16 protein-coding genes and 4 pseudogenes are annotated in these 19765 nt (G+C 75.2%); 8 read left to right on the forward strand and 12 right to left on the reverse strand.

Translation table 11 applies throughout. From position 1 onward, the window contains the following. Window positions 1-8 precede the first annotated feature (8 nt). Both MF408_RS11975 and clpB read left to right on the forward strand, forming a co-directional pair. Complete coding sequence (locus MF408_RS11975; RefSeq protein WP_240251534.1) at window positions 9-2294, forward strand: Abi-alpha family protein; 2286 nt, start codon at window positions 9-11, stop codon at window positions 2292-2294. Between the two features lie 135 nt (window positions 2295-2429). Then, a pseudogene (gene clpB, locus MF408_RS11985) lies at window positions 2430-5028 on the forward strand (ATP-dependent chaperone ClpB). 34 nt (window positions 5029-5062) lie between these two features. On the opposite strand, the gene MF408_RS11990 reads toward clpB, so the two are convergent. Beyond that, on the reverse strand, window positions 5063-5242 hold the full coding sequence (locus tag MF408_RS11990; RefSeq protein WP_240251536.1) for a hypothetical protein: 180 nt from the start codon (window positions 5240-5242) through the stop codon (window positions 5063-5065). A 205-nt stretch (window positions 5243-5447) separates the two neighbouring features. Between MF408_RS11990 and MF408_RS11995 the strand changes: the two genes are divergently transcribed. Beyond that, window positions 5448-5816 carry a hypothetical protein gene (locus MF408_RS11995; protein WP_240251537.1) on the forward strand — a complete coding sequence of 123 codons (369 nt, stop codon included), beginning with the start codon at window positions 5448-5450 and terminating at the stop codon, window positions 5814-5816. A 129-nt stretch (window positions 5817-5945) separates the two neighbouring features. Further along, window positions 5946-6194, forward strand: coding sequence for a hypothetical protein (locus MF408_RS12000; RefSeq protein WP_240251538.1), 249 nt, complete (start codon window positions 5946-5948; stop codon window positions 6192-6194). Window positions 6195-6231: 37 nt separating this feature from the next. Here the strand turns inward: MF408_RS12000 and MF408_RS12005 are convergent, their stop codons facing one another. The 5 genes from MF408_RS12005 to MF408_RS12025 form a co-directional block, all read right to left on the reverse strand. After that, window positions 6232-6684: a hypothetical protein gene (locus MF408_RS12005; protein ID WP_240251539.1), complete on the reverse strand. Its 453-nt coding sequence runs from the start codon at window positions 6682-6684 to the stop codon at window positions 6232-6234. A gap of 378 nt (window positions 6685-7062) precedes the next feature. Further along, entirely contained in the window at window positions 7063-7569 is a 507-nt protein-coding gene (locus tag MF408_RS12010; protein WP_240251540.1) for a hypothetical protein, read from the reverse strand. Beyond that, a complete protein-coding gene (locus tag MF408_RS12015) occupies window positions 7569-9551 on the reverse strand; it encodes a LuxR C-terminal-related transcriptional regulator (RefSeq protein ID WP_240251541.1) in 1983 nt (660 codons plus the stop codon). The genes MF408_RS12010 and MF408_RS12015 overlap by 1 nt, the downstream gene beginning before the upstream one ends. After that, window positions 9439-9942: a hypothetical protein gene (locus MF408_RS12020; protein WP_240251542.1), complete on the reverse strand. Its 504-nt coding sequence runs from the start codon at window positions 9940-9942 to the stop codon at window positions 9439-9441. Before MF408_RS12020 ends, MF408_RS12015 begins: the two co-directional genes overlap by 113 nt. Further along, on the reverse strand, window positions 9833-10069 hold the full coding sequence (locus MF408_RS12025) for an ATP-binding protein (protein ID WP_345893944.1): 237 nt from the start codon (window positions 10067-10069) through the stop codon (window positions 9833-9835). The genes MF408_RS12020 and MF408_RS12025 overlap by 110 nt, the downstream gene beginning before the upstream one ends. A gap of 348 nt (window positions 10070-10417) precedes the next feature. Between MF408_RS12025 and MF408_RS12030 the strand changes: the two are divergent. After that, window positions 10418-10720: pseudogene (locus MF408_RS12030) on the forward strand (helix-turn-helix transcriptional regulator); the annotation flags it as partial. A gap of 23 nt (window positions 10721-10743) precedes the next feature. Continuing rightward, window positions 10744-11835, forward strand: coding sequence for a hypothetical protein (locus tag MF408_RS12035; protein WP_240251544.1), 1092 nt, complete (start codon window positions 10744-10746; stop codon window positions 11833-11835). A 60-nt stretch (window positions 11836-11895) separates the two neighbouring features. Here the strand turns inward: MF408_RS12035 and MF408_RS12040 are convergent, their stop codons facing one another. Then, window positions 11896-13071, reverse strand: a complete 1176-nt coding sequence (locus MF408_RS12040) for a pyridoxal phosphate-dependent aminotransferase (protein WP_275693415.1) — start codon at window positions 13069-13071, stop codon at window positions 11896-11898. Window positions 13072-13109: 38 nt separating this feature from the next. Between MF408_RS12040 and pyrE the strand changes: the two genes are divergently transcribed. Continuing rightward, window positions 13110-13655, forward strand: a complete 546-nt coding sequence (pyrE, locus tag MF408_RS12045) for an orotate phosphoribosyltransferase (RefSeq protein ID WP_240251545.1) — start codon at window positions 13110-13112, stop codon at window positions 13653-13655. Window positions 13656-13668: 13 nt separating this feature from the next. On the opposite strand, the gene MF408_RS12050 is transcribed toward pyrE, so the two are convergent. Then, window positions 13669-14280, reverse strand: a complete 612-nt coding sequence (locus MF408_RS12050) for a VWA domain-containing protein (RefSeq protein WP_240251546.1) — start codon at window positions 14278-14280, stop codon at window positions 13669-13671. 47 nt (window positions 14281-14327) lie between these two features. Between MF408_RS12050 and MF408_RS12055 the strand changes: the two genes are divergently transcribed. Beyond that, a complete protein-coding gene (locus MF408_RS12055; RefSeq protein ID WP_240251547.1) occupies window positions 14328-14639 on the forward strand; it encodes a hypothetical protein in 312 nt (103 codons plus the stop codon). 260 nt (window positions 14640-14899) lie between these two features. Here MF408_RS12055 and MF408_RS12060 read toward each other — a convergent pair. The 4 genes and pseudogenes from MF408_RS12060 to MF408_RS12075 all read right to left on the reverse strand — a co-directional run. After that, window positions 14900-15619: pseudogene (locus MF408_RS12060) on the reverse strand (DUF5682 family protein); the annotation flags it as partial. A gap of 66 nt (window positions 15620-15685) precedes the next feature. Beyond that, the gene (locus MF408_RS12065) at window positions 15686-17212 is read right to left on the reverse strand and encodes a DUF5682 family protein (RefSeq protein ID WP_240251548.1); all 1527 of its coding nucleotides are present in this window, start codon (window positions 17210-17212) and stop codon (window positions 15686-15688) included. Continuing rightward, window positions 17194-18306, reverse strand: a pseudogene (locus tag MF408_RS12070) (AAA family ATPase). Before MF408_RS12070 ends, MF408_RS12065 begins: the two are co-directional and overlap by 19 nt. Next, a complete protein-coding gene (locus MF408_RS12075) occupies window positions 18303-19559 on the reverse strand; it encodes a DUF5691 domain-containing protein (RefSeq protein ID WP_240251549.1) in 1257 nt (418 codons plus the stop codon). The pseudogene MF408_RS12070 and the gene MF408_RS12075 overlap by 4 nt, the downstream one beginning before the upstream one ends. Window positions 19560-19765: the final 206 nt, after the last annotated feature.

The following is a 19765-nucleotide window of genomic DNA, read 5'->3' on the forward strand; positions in this document are numbered from 1 at the left end:
GGGATCGCGTGGACTGGGAGTGGCTGCAGGGCTTCGACGTCACCGCCTGGGACGCGCGCCAGTGGATCACGTTCGCGACCATCCCGCTGTTCACCGGCGTCGTCGGCTGGCTCATCAACTGGTCGGGCCTGTGGATGCTGTTCGGCCCGATCAGGTTCCACGGGTTCCGGGTCCCCGGCCTGCGGGAGCTCACGACCGTGCTGCCGCGCCAGCTGCAGGAGGTGCCGGGCTGGCCGGACGGCCGGCTCGGGTGGCAGGGCATCATCCCGGCCCGCGCGGCCAAGATGGGCAGCATCGCGGTCGACAAGGTGATCGCCAAGCTCGGCACGCCCGCGGAGTTCTACCGCCAGCTCGACCCGGACCAGATCGCCGAGCACATCGTGACCGTCTTCCGGCCCGAGCTGCCGGCGCTCGTCGACCAGGTGATGCGGCGCGAGCACCCCCGGCTGTGGCGCGACCTGCCGCGGCCCGTGCGCGAGGCCGTGGTCGCGCGGGTGGACGCCCAGCTGCCGGCGGTCGTCGGCCGGATCACCGACGAGATCGGCGTCCACATCGACCAGCTGCTCGACCCGAAGATGATGGTCATCGACCACTTCCGCAAGAACCCGCAGCTGGTCGTCCGCGTGTTCCGCGACGTGGGCCAGCGGGAGCTGGACCTGATGGTGCGGTTCGGGTTCGTGTTCGGCTTCCTGCTCGGCGTACCGGTGGCGTACGTCGACGTCGCGTTCCACCAGTGGTGGCTGCTGCCGATCCTCGGCGTCGTCGTCGGCTGGGTCACCAACGCCCTCGGCATGTGGCTGATCTTCGAGCCGCCGGAGCCTCGACGGATCCTCGGCATCAAGGTGCAGGGACTGTTCCTGCGGCGGCAGGACGAGTGCGCCGAGGTCTACGCTCGGATCATCGCCGACGACGTGATCACGCTCGAGCGGATCGGCGACTTCCTCATGGACGGGCCGCGCGGCGACCGGACCCGGCAGATGCTCGCGACCGCGCTGCGGCCCGCCATCGACCGGGCCGCGGGTCCCGCTGCGCGGCGCGGTCCGGGTCGCGCTGGGACCCGAGCGATTCGACAGCATCCGCGACTCCGTGGCCCGGGAGGCCGTCGGGCACACGATCTCGCCGTTCCGCGACCCCGTGTTCAGCCGCCGCCAGTCCGACCGGATCCGCACCCTGCTCGCGCGGCGGACCAAGGACCTCCCGCCCCGCGACTTCGTGGAGATGATGCGCTCGGCGATCCGCGAGGACGAGTGGATGCTCTACGCCCACGGCGCGATCATGGGTGCCGGCGGCGGGTTCCTACACTTGGCCGTGTTCACCTGGAACCTGTTCGGACTGCCCCTATGACCGACGACGCCGCGCGCGGACCGCGCGACCCCGCCGCCCCGCCGCAGCGGCTGCCGGCGCTGCCCGCGCTGCCCGACCACGCGGTCGACTCGGCGGTCGACTCGGTGCCCGGGCTCGCCCGGGTCGCCGCGTCCGCCGCGTGGCACACCGGCCAGTGGGGGCTGCGGGCCACCGCCCGCGGCTGGCTGCGCGTCGGCCGGGCGGTCACCGACCGCGACGAGGCGCGCGACCTGGCCCGCGACGTGGGCACGGTCGTCGGTGCGGTCGGCGAGGCGGCCCGCCAGGTCGTCGACGGCAGGCCGGTGGGCAGCGTCCTGCTCGAGGCCGGCGAGGCGCTCGGTGGCCGGTCGCGCCACCCGGCGCCCGACGGACACGACGTCGTCGGCGGGCACGTGACGAGCTCGCGACCGGTCACGCTCCGCGAGCGCGGCGCCGAGCTGCTCGAGCGGTCCCGCGACGTCTGGAGCACCGACGACCGGCACCCGGCCTACGACCGGATCCTCGACGAGCTCGCGCCCGACGAGGCACGGATCCTCGTGATGCTGCTCCGCGACGGGCCGCAGCCGAGCGTCGACGTGCGCACCGGGGGGCCGATCGGCATGGTCAGCAGCCAGCTCATCGCGCCCGGCCTCAACATGCTCGGGCCCCGCGCGGGCGTGCGCTACCTCGACCAGGTGCCGGCGTACGTCAACAACATCTTCCGGCTCGGCCTGGTGTGGCTCTCCCGGGAGCCGCTGCCCGACCACCAGGAGTACCAGGTGCTCGAGGCGCAGCCCGACGTGCTCGCGGCGCTGCACTCGGTGAAGTTCGCGAAGGTGGTGCGGCGCAGCATCCACCTCACGCCGTTCGGCGAGCAGTTCGTCAAGCTCGCCCTCGTCGACGAGGAGGAGGCCGCCAGTCCCGACCTCCCCGAGCACGCGGCCCCGCCGGAGGACCCGCCCGCCGGCTGAAAAATTCCTGAACTTGAGTGGAACAGACTCAACTTTGGGAGCGTTGATCCGGATGACCGCGTGACGGTGCCGGTGCTGGTCAGGCCGGCCCCCCGCGGTCCACGATCGACCCACGCACGTCCGAGGAGCCTGAGCATGAGCCAGTTCGGTGCCGAGAAGTTCACCACCCGCAGCCGCGAGGCGATCGAGGCCGCGCAGCTGTCCGCGACCACCGCGGGCCACTCCGCCGTCGAGCCGGTGCACCTGCTGGTCGCCCTGCTCCTCCAGGAGGGCGGCACCGCCGCCACGATGGTCACCCGCGCCGGCGCGGACCCGGCCGCCGTCGTACGGGCCGCCGCCGCGCAGCGCGACGCCCCTGCCGAGCGCCTCCGGCGCCACGGTGAAGCAGCCGGCGGCCTCGCCGGCGCTGACCCGGGTGCTCGCCCAGGCGCTCGACCTCGCCGCGTCGATGAAGGACGACTACGTCGCGTCCGAGCACCTCCTGATCGCGCTCGCCACCGTGGAGAGCAGCGCCCGGCAGGTGCTCGCCGACGCCGGGCTCACCGAGCAGGGGCTGCGCGAGGGGATGACCGCCGTCCGCGGCAACCGCAGGGTGACCTCGCAGGAGGCGGAGGCGACGTACGAGGCGCTCGCGAAGTACTCCGTCGACCTGACCTCCTCCGCCGAGGAGGGGAAGCTCGACCCGGTCATCGGCCGGGACCAGGAGATCCGGCGGGTGGTGCAGGTGCTGAGCCGCCGCACCAAGAACAACCCGGTGCTCATCGGCGAGCCCGGCGTCGGCAAGACCGCCGTCGTCGAGGGTCTCGCCCAGCGGATCGTCGCCGGCGACGTGCCGGACTCGCTGAAGGGCAAGCGGCTGCTCGCGCTCGACCTGGCCGGGATGGTGGCCGGGGCGAAGTACCGCGGCGAGTTCGAGGAGCGGCTCAAGGCCGTCCTCGACGAGATCCGTGAGGCCGAGGGTCGCGTGATCACGTTCATCGACGAGCTGCACACCGTCGTCGGCGCGGGCGCCGGCGGCGACTCCGCGATGGACGCCGGCAACATGCTCAAGCCGATGCTCGCGCGCGGCGAGCTGCACATGATCGGCGCGACCACGCTCGACGAGTACCGCGAGCGGATCGAGAAGGACCCCGCGCTCGAGCGGCGGTTCCAGCAGGTCTACGTCGGCGAGCCGTCGGTCGAGGACACCATCCAGATCCTGCGCGGCATCCAGGAGAAGTACGAGGCCCACCACGGCGTGCGGATCACCGACGCCGCGCTGGTCGCGGCCGCCACCCTCTCCGACCGCTACATCACCGGCCGCCAGCTGCCGGACAAGGCGATCGACCTCGTCGACGAGGCCGCGTCCCGGCTGCGGATGGAGATCGAGTCGTCGCCGGAGGAGATCGACCAGATGCGCCGCCAGGTCGACCGGCTGAAGATGGAGGAGTTCGCGCTCGCGAAGGAGAGCGACCCGGCGTCGCAGGAGCGGCTCGACGCGCTGCGCCACGACCTCGCCGACAAGGAGGAGGAGCTCCGCGCGCTCGAGGCCCGCTGGGAGCGGGAGAAGTCCTCGCTCGAGGGCGAGGGCGAGCTGCGGCGCCAGCTCGACCAGCTGCGCATCGAGGCCGACCGGCTGCAGCGCGAGGGCGAGCTCGGCAAGGCGAGCGAGATCCTCTACGGCCGGATCCCCGAGCTCGAGGCCCAGCTGAAGAGCGTCGAGGCCGAGGAGGCCGCCGACGCCACCGAGCTGGAGCCGCTGGTCGGCGAGCAGGTCGGCGCCGAGCAGGTGGCCGAGGTGGTCGAGGCCTGGACCGGCATCCCGACCGGCCGGCTGCTGCAGGGCGAGACCGCCAAGCTGCTCGAGATGGAGCAGGTCATCGGCGCCCGACTGATCGGCCAGGCCGAGCCGGTGCGTGCCGTGAGCGACGCCGTACGCCGGGCCCGGGCCGGGATCTCCGACCCCAACCGCCCGACCGGCTCCTTCCTGTTCCTCGGCCCCACCGGCGTCGGCAAGACCGAGCTGGCGAAGGCGCTGGCCGACTTCCTGTTCGACGACGAGCGCGCGATCGTGCGGATCGACATGAGCGAGTACGCCGAGAAGCACTCGGTCGCGCGGCTGGTCGGGGCGCCTCCCGGCTACGTCGGCTACGAGGAGGGCGGCCAGCTCACCGAGGCCGTGCGGCGCCGCCCGTACTCGGTCGTGCTCCTCGACGAGGTCGAGAAGGCGCACCCGGAGATCTTCGACGTGCTGCTGCAGGTGCTCGACGACGGGCGGCTCACCGACGGGCAGGGACGGACCGTGGACTTCCGCAACACGATCCTGGTCCTCACCTCCAACCTCGGCTCCCACTTCCTCGTCGACCCGACGCTCGAGCCCGAGAAGCAGCGGGAGTCGGTGCTGGCGCTGGTGCGGCAGAGCTTCAAGCCGGAGTTCCTCAACCGGCTCGACGAGATCGTGACCTTCGAGGCCCTGACGCTCGCCGACCTGTCGCGGATCGTCGACCTGCAGCTCGCGGCGCTGGAGAAGCGGCTCGCGGTGCGGCGGATCACGATCGACGTCACCGACGACGCGAAGCGGTGGCTGGCCGAGACCGGCTACGACCCGGCGTACGGCGCCCGGCCGCTGCGGCGGCTGGTGCAGACCGCCATCGGCGACCGGCTCGCGAAGGCGATCCTCGCCGGCACCGTCGTCGACGGCGGCACGGTGGTCGTCGACCGTGGCGGCGACGGCCTCGAGCTGCGGCTCGGGTGACGGCCCGGCTGACGGTCCGGTTGACGGCCTGGGGTCAGTCCGGGAGCGGCGTACCGGCCGGGTCGACGGTGCCGACGCCGTCGGCCGGGGCGATCTGCTCGGCCCGCACCCAGGCCGTCGCGACGCGGCCGTCGACCTCGTAGGTGACGAAGGCCTCCGTCCGGTCGGAACGCCACTTGAGGAGCAGGCCGGGGACGGCGGTGCCGTCGAGCATGACGGCAACCTGTTGCTGGGGACGCAATGGGGGTCCTCGTGGGAGAGAGCTGGGGTCGCCCCCGTGCACGGACAGCCCACGTCCTGAGCCGTTCGGGTCAAGCATAGTGGACGACCGGTCGGAGCCCGCTCCCGTGACTTCCGGTGGACGCGCGGGGTACTGCGCCGGGGACGAGCCCACCGCCCACGAGCACAGGAGGTCCCGCATGGCCGTCACCTCGTTCCAGGACCTGCCGCTCGCCGACGCCGACCGGGAGTGGGACGGCGCCGCCGCGGAGAAACGGGTCCGCGCCTGGGCCGACGCCGAGGACGAGCCCAACCAGAAGTACCGCGACGCCCACGTCTGGTACGACGCCGACAACAAGGACAACTTCACGGCGTACAAGCTGCTCGTCGCCGACGTCGTCGGCGGGAAGCTGAAGGCGGTGCCCCGCGGCGTGCGGGCGGCCGGCGGCATCATGCAGGGCGCGCGCGGCGGCATCGACATCCCGGAGCGCGACGTCGAGCGCGTGAAGAGCCACCTCGCGAAGTACTACGAGAAGATGGGCGACACGGCGCCCTGGGTGGAGGAGTAGCGGCCCGGCTGGTGTCCACAGGTCGGGTGGCGGCGTCGCCGTAGCCGTGGCCTGTGGAGGGGGGCCGGTGCTCCGCGGCCGGTGGGCGCACGGTGGGTGCGTCTGTCCGACCGCACCCGAGGAGCGCCGATGGTTCCCGTGCCGCCTCCTGTGCCGCCGCTGGTGCTGGCTGGTCCGCGCTGTCAGTGCAACCACGGCGGCGGCCCGTTCGACGCGTTCCGCTGCGGTGAGCCCGCAGTGTTCCGCGCCGTGGTCGAGGACGCGTTCGGGTATGACCTCTGCCGGGCCTGCGCCGACGCCTGGGCGAGGGGCGCGGAGTCGGGGCAGCCGGGCGAGCCGGGGGAGCCGGGGGAGCGGCCGCGGATCGTGCCGCTGTGAGAGTCAGACGACCTCGAGCCGGCGGGCGGGCGCGCCGTCACCTGCCGGCGGCCCCGGCGGCCGGCGTACTGCGCTCCTCCTCGTAGGTCCGGACCGCGTCGACGACGCACGCGACCAGCAGGGCCGCGACGACGGGGGCGAGGTAGGTCCCGATCGACAGCGCCGCGAGCGCCGCGAGCGCGGCGAGCAGGAAGGTCGTCGTCCAGGCGATCGCGTGTCCGAGCAGGCGGGGGAGGACGAGCAGCGAGATCGCCACGACCACGGCGCCCACCAGGGGGACCGCCAACGGGATGAGGGCGTCCGGTCCGTTCGCCTCGACCAACGTGCTCGACGTCGTGGACGTGCTCGTCCGCCCACCGGGCGTGAACTCACGCGTCTCCATGGTGTAGATCGGCACGGTGAGCCCTGCTGCCACGAGGCCCGCTCCCCACAGCACGGCGCCCAGCAACGCGAGGTCGCGCGTGCGGCGCAGGGCGACGGAAGAGCTCATCGGGATGCTCCATCTCCGAGTGGTGCCCTCCCATGCTGGCACCGGCCCACCGGCCGCGCCAGCCCGATCAGCGCAGCCTCCGGGTCGCTGGCGTCCCGAGCGGAGGTGGCGTCCCGACCGGAGCTGGCGTCCCGAGCGGAGCTCGGCGATGATCGTGGCGTGAAGACGCAGGAGCGGCGGGACGCGCAGGCGGTGCGTCGCCCACCGCTCCTCCGCGTCGGCGCGCCTCGTCGTCGCCCTCGGGGCTGACGTGACGGGCAATCCCTCCACTTGTCCGGCATTGCTTTGCCCGACATGTTGAGGTTTCCCCGGTCGACCGGGGGAAAACCTCACGTCGCCGGACCCCCGAAACCACCCAGTCCCCAGACCCCCGACCCCTCACCCCGCCCCCGGCCGCGGCAGCCGGTCCAGCCGGCGGCGGTAGGCGGCGATGGCCTGGCCGGTGGTGTCGGCGGCGAGCTTGGTGCGGGCGGCGGCGAGGCGGCGGTCGGCGGAGCGGCGGGAGAGGTGGAGGTGGGTGGCGGCGGCGCCGAGGGTGCTGCCGGAGGCGAGGAGGTCGAGGAGGGCGCGTTCGTCGTCGGTGAGGAGGGGGCCGGGGGCGGCCACGCGGTGCTCGAGGTGGCCGAGCCGGCGCAGGTCGTCGCAGAGCCGGTCGATGACGGGGCGCTCGGCGCGGGCGTCGACGAGGAGCCCGACCCCTTCGATGGCGGTGAACAGGGCGACCGCGGCCTCGTCGGCGTCGCGGACCGCGAGCGCCAGCACCAGCCCGCCGGCCCGCTCCTCGGCCAGGCGGTCGACGACCTCCCAGCCGAGGGAGCGGAGCTCGGCGCGCGCGTCGGCCAGGACGTCGGGGCCGGCCTCGACGACGACGTAGGGGAGGGCCATCAATCGGCCCCGGTGACCAGGCTGATCAGGTGGCGCCGGTTCTCGGCGCCGAGCTTGCGGCGGGCGTTGGCGACCTGGGTCTGCACGGTGCGGTGGGCGACGCCGAGCCGCGCGGCGATCGCCTTGTCGGTGAGGCCGTCCGCGGCGAGCAGGACGACCTCGCGCTCGCGTGCGGTCAGCGGCGAGCCGGCCGACCGGGAGACGCCGGCCGAGCGGCGTACGCCGAGGGCGCGCAGCGACCGCTGGCAGCGGCGCACCACGGCCACCATCCGCAGCTGTCGCGCGTGGTCCTCGGCCGCCTCGAGCGCCGCCTGCGCGCCGGGGTCGCCCGCCAGCCGCAGCGCCTCGCCGTGGGCCCAGCGGCAGCGGGTCGCCGCGCGCTGGTGCAGGCCGTCGTACGCCGCGGCGGCCTCCGCGAACCCGGCGGCGGCCGTCGCGTGCTCCTCCGCCCGGAGCGAGGCGATCGCCCGGGTCTCGAGGCAGGCGCCGGCGAGCATCCCGTAGTCGGGGGCGTCGGGTGCCATGTCGGGGTGCGGCGCACCGGTCTCGTAGGCGGCCCACGCGAAGACCGGGGTGGCGAGGGCGATCCGGGCCGGGTCGACGTCGACCTCGCGGAACGCCTTCTCCTCGATCAGCACCTGGTCGGGACGGCCGTCGTCGAGGAACGCCCACGACCGCAGCAGGTGGTAGTTGCTGCGCCCGCGCTCGTTGTCGCGCTCGAGGATCTGCTCCGCGGTCTCCAGACCCTGCTCGACGTCGCCGACGTCGGCCTGGGCGCAGGCGAGGGTGAAGAGCAGGTCGTTGGCGAATTGCACGGCCATGCCGCTCGACAGGCTGGCCAGGGCAGGAGCCTTCGCGAGCACGACGTCGTACTGCGCGGCGTGGCCGGCGAGGTTGAGCTCACGGAACTCGAAGTTGCGCTGCAGCCCCAGCACGCGGAGCTCGCGGCACCGCTCCACCATCTCCCGCGCCAGCCGGCGTGAGCTCTCGTGCGGACCGAACGTCTCGGTGGCGGAGATGTAGTTGTTGGCGATCCGCCACTCGCGGGCGAAGTCGTCCTCGGCGCGGGCCTGCTCGAGGGCGGCCGGGTAGGCCTCGGCCCAGCGGGGGTCGGCGGAGAGGTAGTAGGTGTCGGCGACCGCCTTGAGCGCCGCGACCCGGCCGGCCCCGATCCGCTGCGCGAGGTCGGCGGCGCGCTCCGCCATCGGCGTCGCCTCCTCGTAGGCGCCGTCGAGCACGAGCTTGACGAAGCTGGCCTCCGAGAGTGCGAGCACCTCCTCCTCGGTGCCGGGCCGGGCCAGCCGCTGCTCCTCCTCGACGGCGGCCCGGTGGCCCTCGGAGTCGCCGCGGAAGTAGGCGATGATCCCGCGGGCGCGGGCGATCCGGAACCGCAGGTCGGGGCGGTCGGGCACCTCCTCGAGCAGGCTGGCGGCGATGTCGCACTCGTCGACCTCGTTGGCCGCCTCGACCGCCTGCAGGCGGAACTCGGCCCCCTGGGCGGGGTCGACGCAGCGCGCGGCGGTCTCCAGGTGCGGCACCCGCTCGCCGGGGGTGTGCGCCTCCTCGACGGCGCGCATCGCGAAGGCGTACGCCTCCCCGGGCCGCCCCGCCGCCAGCAGGTGCCGGGCCACCTCGCCGGGGTGGGTCAGCACCGTGGCCAGCCGCTGGTGGCACCGCGTACGACGCTCCTGCGACACCGTCTGGCCGAGCACCTCGCCGATCAGGGCGTGCCGCACCGACGCCACCCGCTCGTCGGCACCGACGAGCCCCGACTCGACCAGGCCCGCCAGCCCCGGGACGTGCTCCGTCGGGAGCGGCCGGCCCGCCGTCACCAGCATCGCGAGGCCCTCGAGCTGGTCCTCGGGCAGCTCACGACAGCGGGCGAGCACGGCGAGCTGGAGGCTCGCGGCGTCGCCGTCGGCGTCGGCGAGCTCCTCGATGAGCAGCGGGTTGCCGCCGGCGCGGGCGACGAGGGTGCTCACCTCGTGGTCCGACATCCGGGGGTGCAGGCGGCGCACCAGCTCGCCGGCCTCGTCCGGGGGGCAGCGGGTCGACGTCGACCCGGGTCGTGCACAGCGGGCCCAGCCGCTCCAGCACCGCGCCGGACGCGGGGTCGCCGCGGCGCAGCGCCAGCACCAGCGGCACCCGGCCGGCGAGCAGGTCGACCACCCGCAGGCTGGCCGGGTCGGCCCACTGCACGTCGTCGAGGAAGAGCAGGTCGTCGTCGAGCGCGGCGACGACCGCGTCGGCGGCGTACTCCGCGTCACCGGTCCACGTGCTCGCGGCGAGGTCGGCGCCGAACGCCCGGCGGAGCGGGAGGTACGGCGACCACGCCAGGGTCGCGAGGCACCCCGCCCTCGCGCACCCCGCCACCGGCGAGCGCGGTGCGGATCAGCACGGTCTTGCCGACGCCCGCCTCGCCGTAGACGAGCACCGGCCCGGGCCCGGCGGCGAAGTGCGACCGCAGCTCGCGCACCTGCGCGGACCTGCCGACCAGCATCTCAGCCACGCGCGAACCGTACCCAGCGATCCGGGTGCCGGCATGCGAAATGCACGGATGACGGGCGAGCGCTACCTCCTCGGGGGATGAACCGATGGGACCCTCCGGCGGAAGCGTGGCGCATTTGCACGATGAGAAAGGAGCCCCGGAAGCCGGATCCTCGTTACATCACCCCCCGAGTGTTCGAAAGAGGATCCGCAAATGACCGTCGCACCGCACCACGCACACCCCACCCCGGTCGTGCGTCACCCGGAGCTCATGGTGGTCCCGGGCGGTCGCACCCAGGACCGCACCCACGACCGCCCCCACGACCGGGCCGTCGACGCCCCCGGCCCCCGTGGTCGCCGCGAGGTGACCCTCAGCCCCCGCGAGGCGGAGGTGCTGACCCTGCTCGCCCTGGGCCGGTCCAACGCCGAGATCGCCGAGGAGCTCTGGATCAGCCTCGCCACCGTCAAGAGCCACGTCCGCCGGCTGCTCACCAAGCTGGACAAGCGCGACCGGCTCCAGCTGGTCGTCGCGGCCTACACCAGCGGCTTCGTCGGTGCCCAGGCCCACTGCCGCCGCTGCGCGAGCATGGCCGCGCACCCCGCGAGCGGCGGCCCGGGCGCCGGCGCGGTCAAGGGGACGCACGGAGTGGTCGCCCGCGTCTGAGAGGCGTCTGGTGGAATGGAGGCATGAGCCAGGCAGCGCCCCGACCGGGTCAGACCACGTTCGCCGCGTGGATGATCATCGGTGGCTCGGTGATCCTCGTGATCACCGCCTGGCAGCGGATCTCGGGCCTCCACACCCTCGAGGTGCAGGACGAGCTCCAGCGGGTGCTCTCCGAGCCGCCGGTCTCGGGAACCGGCCTCACCCTGGAGTCGCTCAAGACCACGATCCGCATCCTCTGCATGGTCGCCGCGGGCGCCGCGACGGCCTCGGCCATCCTCGGGTTCCAGGCGCTCCGCCGCTCCACCAGCGCCCGGCTGGCGCTCACGCTGCTGGCCCCGCTGGTGCTGGTCGGCGGGTTCGCGACCGCCGGGTTCTTCGCGCCGCTGGTCGTGGTCGGCGTCGTGATGCTCTGGCTGCAGCCCACCCGCGACTGGTTCGCCGGCCGGCCCTGGCGGTCGCCCGCCGGCGCGACCCGGCCCGACCCGCTGGCCCCGCACCGTCAGCAGCGGCCCGACCCCTTCGCGCCGCCGACCGCCCAGCAGGCGCGGCCGCCCGGCCCGGGCGAGCCCGCCCGTCCTGAGGACCGCGAGCCGGAGCAGCCCCCGGCGCAGCCCGGACCGTACGGCGGCGCGTACGGCGCGCCGTACGCCCCGCCGCCGGCGACCGGCACGTCGGCCGCGACGCCGGCCCGCCGGCCGGGCGCCCTCATCGCCGCCTGCGTGACGGTGTGGGTCACCTGCGCGCTGCTCAGCGGGCTGATGCTGCTCAGCTCGCTGGTGATGGCGGTGGCCCGAGACGAGCTGTTCACCGAGCTCGAGCGGCAGCAGCCCGGCCTCGACCTGGGCGGCCTCAGCCACGGTGAGATCGCCGCCGGCGTCTACGCGACCACCGCGCTCACCGTGCTGTGGTGCACGGTCGCCGTGGTGCTCGCGGTGCTGGCCTTCCGCCGGGTGCCGTGGGCGCGGATGGCGCTCGTGATCTGCACCGGCGCCAGCGGCGTGGTGGCCCTCGCGGCGGCCGTGGTGAGCCCGCTGGTCGTGGTGCTCGTGGCGGCGGCGTCGATGACGTTCTGGCTGCTGCTGCGCTCCGACGTCGCCGCCTGGTTCCGCCGCTGACCCGCGGCCCGCGGGCTTGGTCCAGGAGAGCCTCGGGCTCCGGGCCCGGCCGCCCGGGGCTCAGGCGCCGAGGTCGGCCCTGCCCAGCCGCTCGACCGCCTCGTCGATGACCGACTCCTCCTTGCAGAACGCCCACCGCACCAGCTGTCGCCCGGCGCCCGGGGCGTCGGGGTCGTCGTAGAAGACCTCCATCGGGATCGCGACCACCCCGGCCCGCTCGGGGAGCGCCCGGCAGAAGTCGAGGCTGCTGCGCCACCCGAGGTGGGAGATGTCGGTGGCGGCGAAGTAGGTGGCCTCGGGGACGTGGGGCTCCAGCCCGGCCGCGCGGAGGCCGGCGCAGAGCCGGTCGCGCCGCTCCTGGAGGCTGCGTGCGAGCCCGGCGGGGAAGTCGGGGAAGTCGTCGAGGGCCGTGGCGACGGCGGGTTGCAGCGGTGCGCCGGAGGTGAACGTCAGCCACTGCTTCGCGGCGAACAGCGCCTGGACGAGCGGTGCGGGTCCGGTGGCCCAGCCGACCTTCCAGCCGGTGAACGAGTAGGACTTGCCGGCGCTGGACAGGGTGAGCGTGCGCTCCGCCATCCCCGGCAGGGTCGCGATCGGCAGGTGCCGGTGGCCGTCGAACGTCAGGTGCTCGTAGACCTCGTCGGTGACGACCACCAGGTCGTGCTCGACGGCGATCGCGGCGACCGCCTCCAGCTCCGCCCGGGTGAGCACGGTCCCGGTGGGGTTGTGCGGGGTGTTGAGGAGGATCATCCGGGTCCGCGGCCCGACCGCCGCGCGGAGCTCGTCGGCGTCGAGCCGGAAGTCCGGTGCCCGCAGCGGCACCGCACGGCGTACGCCGCCGGCGAAGGCGATCATCGCCGGGTAGGAGTCGTAGTAGGGCTCCAGCACGACGACCTCGTCGCCGGGGTCGACCAGGCCGAGGACCGCCGCCGCGATGCCCTCGGTGCAGCCGGTGGTGACGACCACCTCGGTGTCGGGGTCGACCGCGAGCCCGTAGTGCCGCTCCTGGTGCCGGGCGACCGCCGCGCGGAGGGCGGGCACCCCCGGGCCGGGTGCGTACTGGTTGGCGCCGCCCTCGAGCGCGGCGACGGCGCGGGCGATGACCTCGGGCGGGCCGTCGCGGTCGGGGAAGCCCTGGCCGAGGTTGACCGAGCCGGTGCGGGCCGCGAGCGCCGTCATCTCGGTGAAGATTGTCGTGACGACGCCGTCGAGGCGCCGGGCTCGGCTGGGAGGCACGTCTCCGACCCTAGCGACGCCCCCACTAGCCTGAGGCCGTGACCACGACCGACACCGCGCTCGCGGCCGACATCGACGCGACCTGCCGGCTCACCGGCGAGTTCACGCTCCGCTCGGGGCAGGTGAGCAACGAGTACTTCGACAAGTACCTCTTCGAGGCCGACCCGCTGCTGCTGGCCCGGGTCGCGCGGGAGATGGCGCAGCTGCTGCCGGCCGGCACCGACCTCCTCGGCGGCCTGGAGATGGGCGGCATCCCGATCGCCACGACGATCAGCCAGCTGGTCGGCCTGCCCGCGCTCTTCGTCCGCAAGGAGGCGAAGAAGTACGGCACCTGCAAGCTCGCCGAGGGCCCCCCGTTCGCGGGCAAGCGGGTGACGCTGGTCGAGGACGTGATCACCACCGGCGGCGCGGTGCGCGACGCCACCCGGGCGCTGCGCGAGGGCGGCGCGGTCGTCGACACGGTCGTCTGCGCGATCGACCGCAGCCCGGCGGGGGAGAACCCGCTCGCCGACGTGGGCCTCGAGGTCCGCGCCGTGCTGACCAAGGCCGACCTCGACGCGGCCCGGGCGGCCGCCTCCGCCTGACGACCCCGCGGGGTCACTCCTCCTCGTCTGCGACGGGCGAGGCGACCGCGATGTCGTTGGTCGCCGCCCACTGCGCGATGTCCTGCCGGTCGATGGCCGCGGCCATCAGGTCCGGGAACAGGTCGGGCGTGCACGCGAACGCCGGTACGCCGATCGCGGCCAGCGCCGCGGCGTGCTCGGTGTCGTAGGACGGCGCGCCGGAGTCGCTGAGCGCGAGCAGCGCCACCATCACCGCGCCGCTGGACGTGACCTGCTGCGCCCGGCGGAGCATCTCCTCGGCGATGCCGCCCTCGTAGAGGTCGCTGATCAGCACCAGCACCGTCTCCTCGGGCCGCTCGATGAGGTCCTGGCAGTAGGCGAGGGCGCGGTTGATGTCGGTGCCGCCGCCGAGCTGGACGCCGAAGAGGACGTCGACGGGGTCGTCGACCTGGTCGGTGAGGTCGACGACCTCGGTGTCGAACGCGACCAGCCGGGTCGAGACGGTGCGCAGCGACGCCAGCACCGCCCCGAAGACGCTGGAGTAGACGACCGACTCCGCCATCGAGCCGGACTGGTCGATGCACAGGATGATGTGGCGCTGGCTCTGCTTCGACCGGCGCGCGTGCCCGACCAGCCGCTCGGGCACGACCGTGCGGTGCTCGGGGGAGGTAGTGGCGCAGGTTGGCGCCGATCGTGCGCCGCCAGTCGATCTCGTGGTGCCGGGGCCGCCGGGTGCGGGCTGCCCGGTCGACCGCGCCGGTGACCGCCTGCACGGTGCGGTCGCGCAGCCGCTGCTCGAGCTCGTCGGTCACCTGGCGCACCACGGCCCGGGCGGTGGCGCGGCTGTGCTCGGGGATCACGTCGTTGAGGCCGACCAGGGTCGTGACCAGCCCGAGGTCGGGCTGCACGGCCGCCATCGTCTCCGGCTCGAGCAGCAGCTCGTGGAGCCCGAGGCGGGTCATCGCGTCGGCCTGCATGACCTGCACGACCGACGACGGGAAGTAGGTGCGGATGTCGCCGAGCCATCGGTTGACCGCGGGCGCCGACCGCCCGAGACCGCCCGCGCGGCGCCGGTCGGGCGCAGCACCGGGCTGCGCCGGGCCGCTGCGCTGGTCGCCCCTCGTCGTAGAGCTGGGCGAGCGCCCGGTCGCGGACCAGGTCCTCCGCCGACAGCGGCACGTCGTCGGGATCGGCCTCGCCGCCACCGAGGACCAGCCGCCAGCGGGTGAGCCGGTCGCGGGGCTCGGCCGGGCCGGTGGGATCGGTCACCGGGTCACCTCCAGGCGGAGCAGCGCGGCGACCCGGTGGGCGGCGCCGCGGGCGCGGTCGAGGTCGACGTCGGCGGGCGCGGCCGGCCCGAGCCGGGCGCTGAGGTTGCGCACCCGGGTCGCCAGCTGACGCCGCTCGGCGGGCTGGAACCGGGAGAACGTGCGGCGCAGCAGCGGCAGGAGGTCGTCGTACGTCGCCTCGTCGACGCGCCCGAGCCACTCGTCGACGATGCCGAGCAGGGTCGGCTCGTGGAGCAGCAGCACCGCCTCGCCGTCGAGGAACCCGTCGAGCCAGGCCGCACCGTGGGCGGCGGGCGTGCCGGCGGAGAGCTGGCGGCTGAGCCGGCGGGCGGCCTCGTCGGGAGGCAGCCGGTCGGCGTCGAGCAGGATCCGGTTGGCGCGGCCCGCGACCAGGCCGTGGACCCGGTCGTCGGCGGCGACCGCGGCCAGCGCCGCCCGCCACCGCTCGACCTCGGCCCCGACCAGCATCACCCCGCGGTCGGCCGCGTCGACCGCCCGGCGCATCGCCGTGGCCGCGTCGTCGTCGAGGGCGGCGCACGCGGAGCGCAGCTCCACCGACGCCCGCACGACGACGGTGTCGAGCACCTCCCTGACCCGCGAGACGTCGGCGCGGCGGACGTCGCCGTAGCGCTGGGTGCGGGCCAGCGGCTCGACCGCCTCGAGCAGCGACCGGGTGTCGTGCTGGTGGGCGGTCGCCGCCGCGAGCGCGGGACACCACCGCGGCCAGCGCCCTCGGCAGCTCGGCCACCAGCGCCTGCTCGATCAGCGAGCCGAGCGTGCCGAGGTCGGTGGCCCGGGCGGCGGCCTCGGCGACCTTGGCCTCGGCGGCGTCGACGACGGTCGTGCCGTGGAGACCGGCCTCGACCAGCGCCACCGCCAGCTCCGGCTCCCCACTCGAGCACCCACGCCTCCTTGAAGGTGCCGGTCGAGCGGCCCGCGTCGACCTCGCGGCCCCACGGGACGTCGAGCAGCGCCAGCCGGTGCAGCAGCAGCGAGCGGGCGAGGTGGGTGTCCTTGCGGAGGTCGAGCTCGACGGTCGTCGGCGACGCGGCCGGCTTCATCCGGAGCCGTCGCTGCTGGCGCGCCACGTCCTCGGCCAGCGGCACCAGCGGCACCCCGTCGGGCACCCGGCCGAGGTCCTCGCCGATGACCAGCCGGCGCTCGACGAGGGCCAGCGGCACCGCGGAGCCGCCGCACAGCACCGCCTGCGCGGCGTCGGTCAGCTCGGGGAGCCCGACCGACGGGCGACCCCGGACCGCGGCCAGCGCCTCGGCGAGCAGCACGCTCTCGACCACGCTGGCCGGCGCCGCCTCGAGCCCGTCGTCGCGCAGTGTCCGCGCGACGCGGCTCAGCCAGCCCGGCACGACGTCGTCGGGCCGACCGTCCGCCCAGGTCGCGAACAGGTGCTGGTACCACCCCCGGCGACGTCACGCCGGCGCCGTAGCCGCTGCTCAGCGCGAGCCGGCCGGCCGTCCACGGCGCCCAGGTGGCGGTGACCTTGACCCGCGGCAGCCGGGTCAGCAGCCGGTTGTCGGCGGCGGCGCTCGGGAACGTCGCCGGGTCGAGCACCGGTGCGTGGTAGGCGCCGCAGACCACGGCGACCCGCGGGTGGCCCTCCTTCCGGGCGGCGCGGATCACCCGCCGCATGGCGGCCTCGCGGCGCAGGTCGTCGTCGCGGACGGGGGCGGCGGCGCGGGCCGAGGTCATCGCCTCGCGCAGGAGCGCGAACCGCTCCAGCGTGGAGTCGGCGCGGTGCTCGACCGCGTCCTCCCACCACCGCTCGGCGTCGTCGTAGCCGGCCGCGCGGGCGAGGGTGCCGATCGGGTCGACGGCGGGCGCGGGTCGCCGTGGCGGAGCGTCGGCGTCGGCACCGCCCTCGTCCTCGTCGCCGCCCTCGTCGCGGTCGACGCGCTCGTCCGGTCCACCGGCCAGCGCGTGCGCCGCGGGGAGGTCGGCGAACCGGACGGGTACGTCGTGGTCGGCGGCCCACCGCAGCGCCACCCACTCCGGGGAGAAGGCCGCCATCGGGTAGAAGGCGGCGCGGCGCGGCTCGTCGGTCGCGTAGACCAGGCCGGCCACCGGCGGCACCAGGCCGGGGTCGGCCGCGTGCCCTGCGACCGCGTCGAGCTCGGGCGGCCCCTCGATCACCACCAGCGTCGGCTCGAGCTCGGCGAGCGCCGCCGCGACCGACCGGGCCGAGCCCGGGCCGTGGTGCCGGATCCCGAGCACCTCGACCCGCGGCTCACCGGCCGCGGAGTCCGTGGTGGCGGTCAGGACAGCTCCCGGCACGCGCGGTAGAGGTCGGCCCACTCCGGCCGGTCCTTGACGACGGTCTCGAGGTACTCCTGCCACACGATCCGGTCCTGCACCGGGTCCTTCACGACGGCGCCGGTCACGCCGGCGGCGATGTCGTGCGCCGTGACCCGGCCGTCGCCGAAGTGGGCGGCCAGCGCGATGCCGTTGGTCATCACCGAGATCGCCTCCGCCGTGGACAGGGTGGCGGTCGGCGACTTCACGGTGGTGCGCTGGTTGAGCGTCATCCCGCCGCGCAGCTCGCGGAAGATCGTGACGACCCGCTCGATCTGCGGGGTGGCGGCCAGGTCGGGCGGCAGCTCGAGGCTGCGGCCGATCGCCGCCACCCGGTCGCGGACGATCCCGACCTCCTCCTCGAGGGAGTCCGGCAGCGGCAGCACGACGGTGTTGAAGCGGCGCTTGAGCGCCGACGACAGCTCGTTGACGCCCTTGTCGCGGTTGTTGGCGGTGGCGATGACGTTGAAGCCGCGCTGCGCCTGCACCTCCGTGTCGAGCTCCGGCACGGGCAGCGTCTTCTCGGAGAGGATCGAGATCAGGGCGTCCTGCACGTCGGCGGGGGATCCGGGTCAGCTCCTCCACCCGCACCAGCGACCCGCTCTCCATCGCCCGCATCACCGGGCTGGCGACCAGCGCGTCACGGGAAGGGGCCCTCCGCGAGCAGCCGCGCGTAGTCCCAGCCGTAGCGCAGCGACTCCTCCGGCGTGCCGGCGGTGCCCCTGGACGAGGAGCGTCGAGTCGCCGCTGATCGCGGCGGCGAGGTGCTCGCTCATCCAGGTCTTGGCGGTGCCGGGGACGCCGAGCAGGAGGAGGGCGCGGTCGGTGGCCAACGAGGCGACCGCGATCTCGACGAGGCGGCGGGCGCCGACGTACTTCGGGGTGATGACGGTGCCGTCGTCGAGGGTGCCGCCGAGGAGGTAGGTCGCCACCGCCCACGGTGAGAGCCGCCATCGCGGCGGCCGCGGCCGGTCGTCGGCGGCCTCGAGCGCCGCCAGCTCCGCGGCGTACTCGTCCTCGGCGTGCGCGCGCAGGACCCCGGCGGTGGGGCCGGTGGGGCTAGTCGGGCTGTTCATCGGAAGGCCTCCGGGATGGCGGTGACGAGGGCGAGGTGGCGGACGAGGTCGCGGGGCAGGTCGTGCCACCCGTGCTTGCGCGCCTCCCACGCGCGCAGCAGCGGGAGGACGTCGGGGTGCAGGCCCCGGGCGAGGGCGAGGGTGGGCGCGTCGGGGGTGCCCTTGCGGTCCATCAGCCGCTCGACGAGCAGCCGGCTGAGGTCGGCGCCCCAGGGCGGCGGCACCACGCGGGCCAGGGCGAGCGGGTCGTACGTCGACCCCGGGCGTAGCAGCGACACGGCGACCCGCTCGCGCTCGTCGGCCGGGAGCACGTCGAGCAGCGCCGGGACGTCGGCGACGACCGCGCGGGCCCAGGCCAGGTCGCGCTGGGCGCGCACCGCGGCGGCGATCCCGCGCCGGGCGTCGGCGTCGCGGACCATCGGCCAGGTGCCGGCGGCGTCGCGACCGGTGACCTCGGTCCACACCGCGAGCGGGGCTGCGGCGGCGATCCGCTCGAGGTGGAACCCGCGGCGCGAGCGGTGTCGCGGGGCCGTGCCGAGCCCGTCGCGGACACCGGCCGGACCGGGGTCGGCGGGCAGCTCGACCTCCAGGCTCCGGCGGACCCGGCCGGTGGTCCGGAGCAGCGGTCGGAGCCGGTCGGCCATCCGCTGGGCCCGGGCCGAGCCGGGCAGGCCGTCGAGCAGCTGCTGCGCCCGCTCGCGCACGCTGCGGGCGCGGTCGTCGAGCGCCCGCTCGAGGAGCTCCTCGTCGGCGGGACCGAGGCTGGTCTCGAGGGTCTCCAGGAGCGCCAGCCGGGTGGCGGCCGGGTCGTCGCGCCAGGCGGACTCGACGAGCTCCCGGGCGACGTCGGGGTCGCTCGCGCGCAGCCGGGCGACGGTCGCGACCCGCGCCGGCGTCGGCAACCGACCCCAGGCGAGCGGGTCGGGGGCGTCGACGGGGGCCTCGGCGTCACCGGCCCCGTCGGCCCCGTCAGCCCCGTCGGGCGTGGCCGCCCAGGCCCAGTCGGGATCGAGGCGGGCCAGCCACCGGCCGCGGGCGTCGACGACCGCGGCCACCGGCTCCCGGAGCTCGCGGCGGCGGGTGGCGAGCGCGAGCAACGCCGGCAGCACCGGGTGCGGCACCCGGACGCCGCGTCGCTGCGCCGCCGCCAGCCAGGCGCCGAGCGCCACCGGCACCAGCTCCGCCCGGACCGGCGGCTGGTGGAGCAGCAGCTCGAGCAGCTGGACGGCGGCGGGCGGGGCGGGTGGGAGCACGTCGGCCGGGGCCGGTGGCGGGGCGGTCGCGGACCCGGCGGCACGGCCGGCGCGGCGGGAGCGCGCCGCCGACGGCGACGGCGTCGAGCAGCGCCGTCGCGGCGTCGGCGCCGGGGCGTCCGGCCACCCCGGCTGCGGCCAGGAGGGCGGGCGGTCGGCGGCGGCCGGTGCCGAGCAGGCCGGCGGCGGCCACCTCGTGCCACCAC

It is taken from the genome of Nocardioides sp. TF02-7, from assembly GCF_022437945.1.
In the GTDB taxonomy this organism is placed as follows: Bacteria; Actinomycetota; Actinomycetes; order Propionibacteriales; family Nocardioidaceae; genus Nocardioides.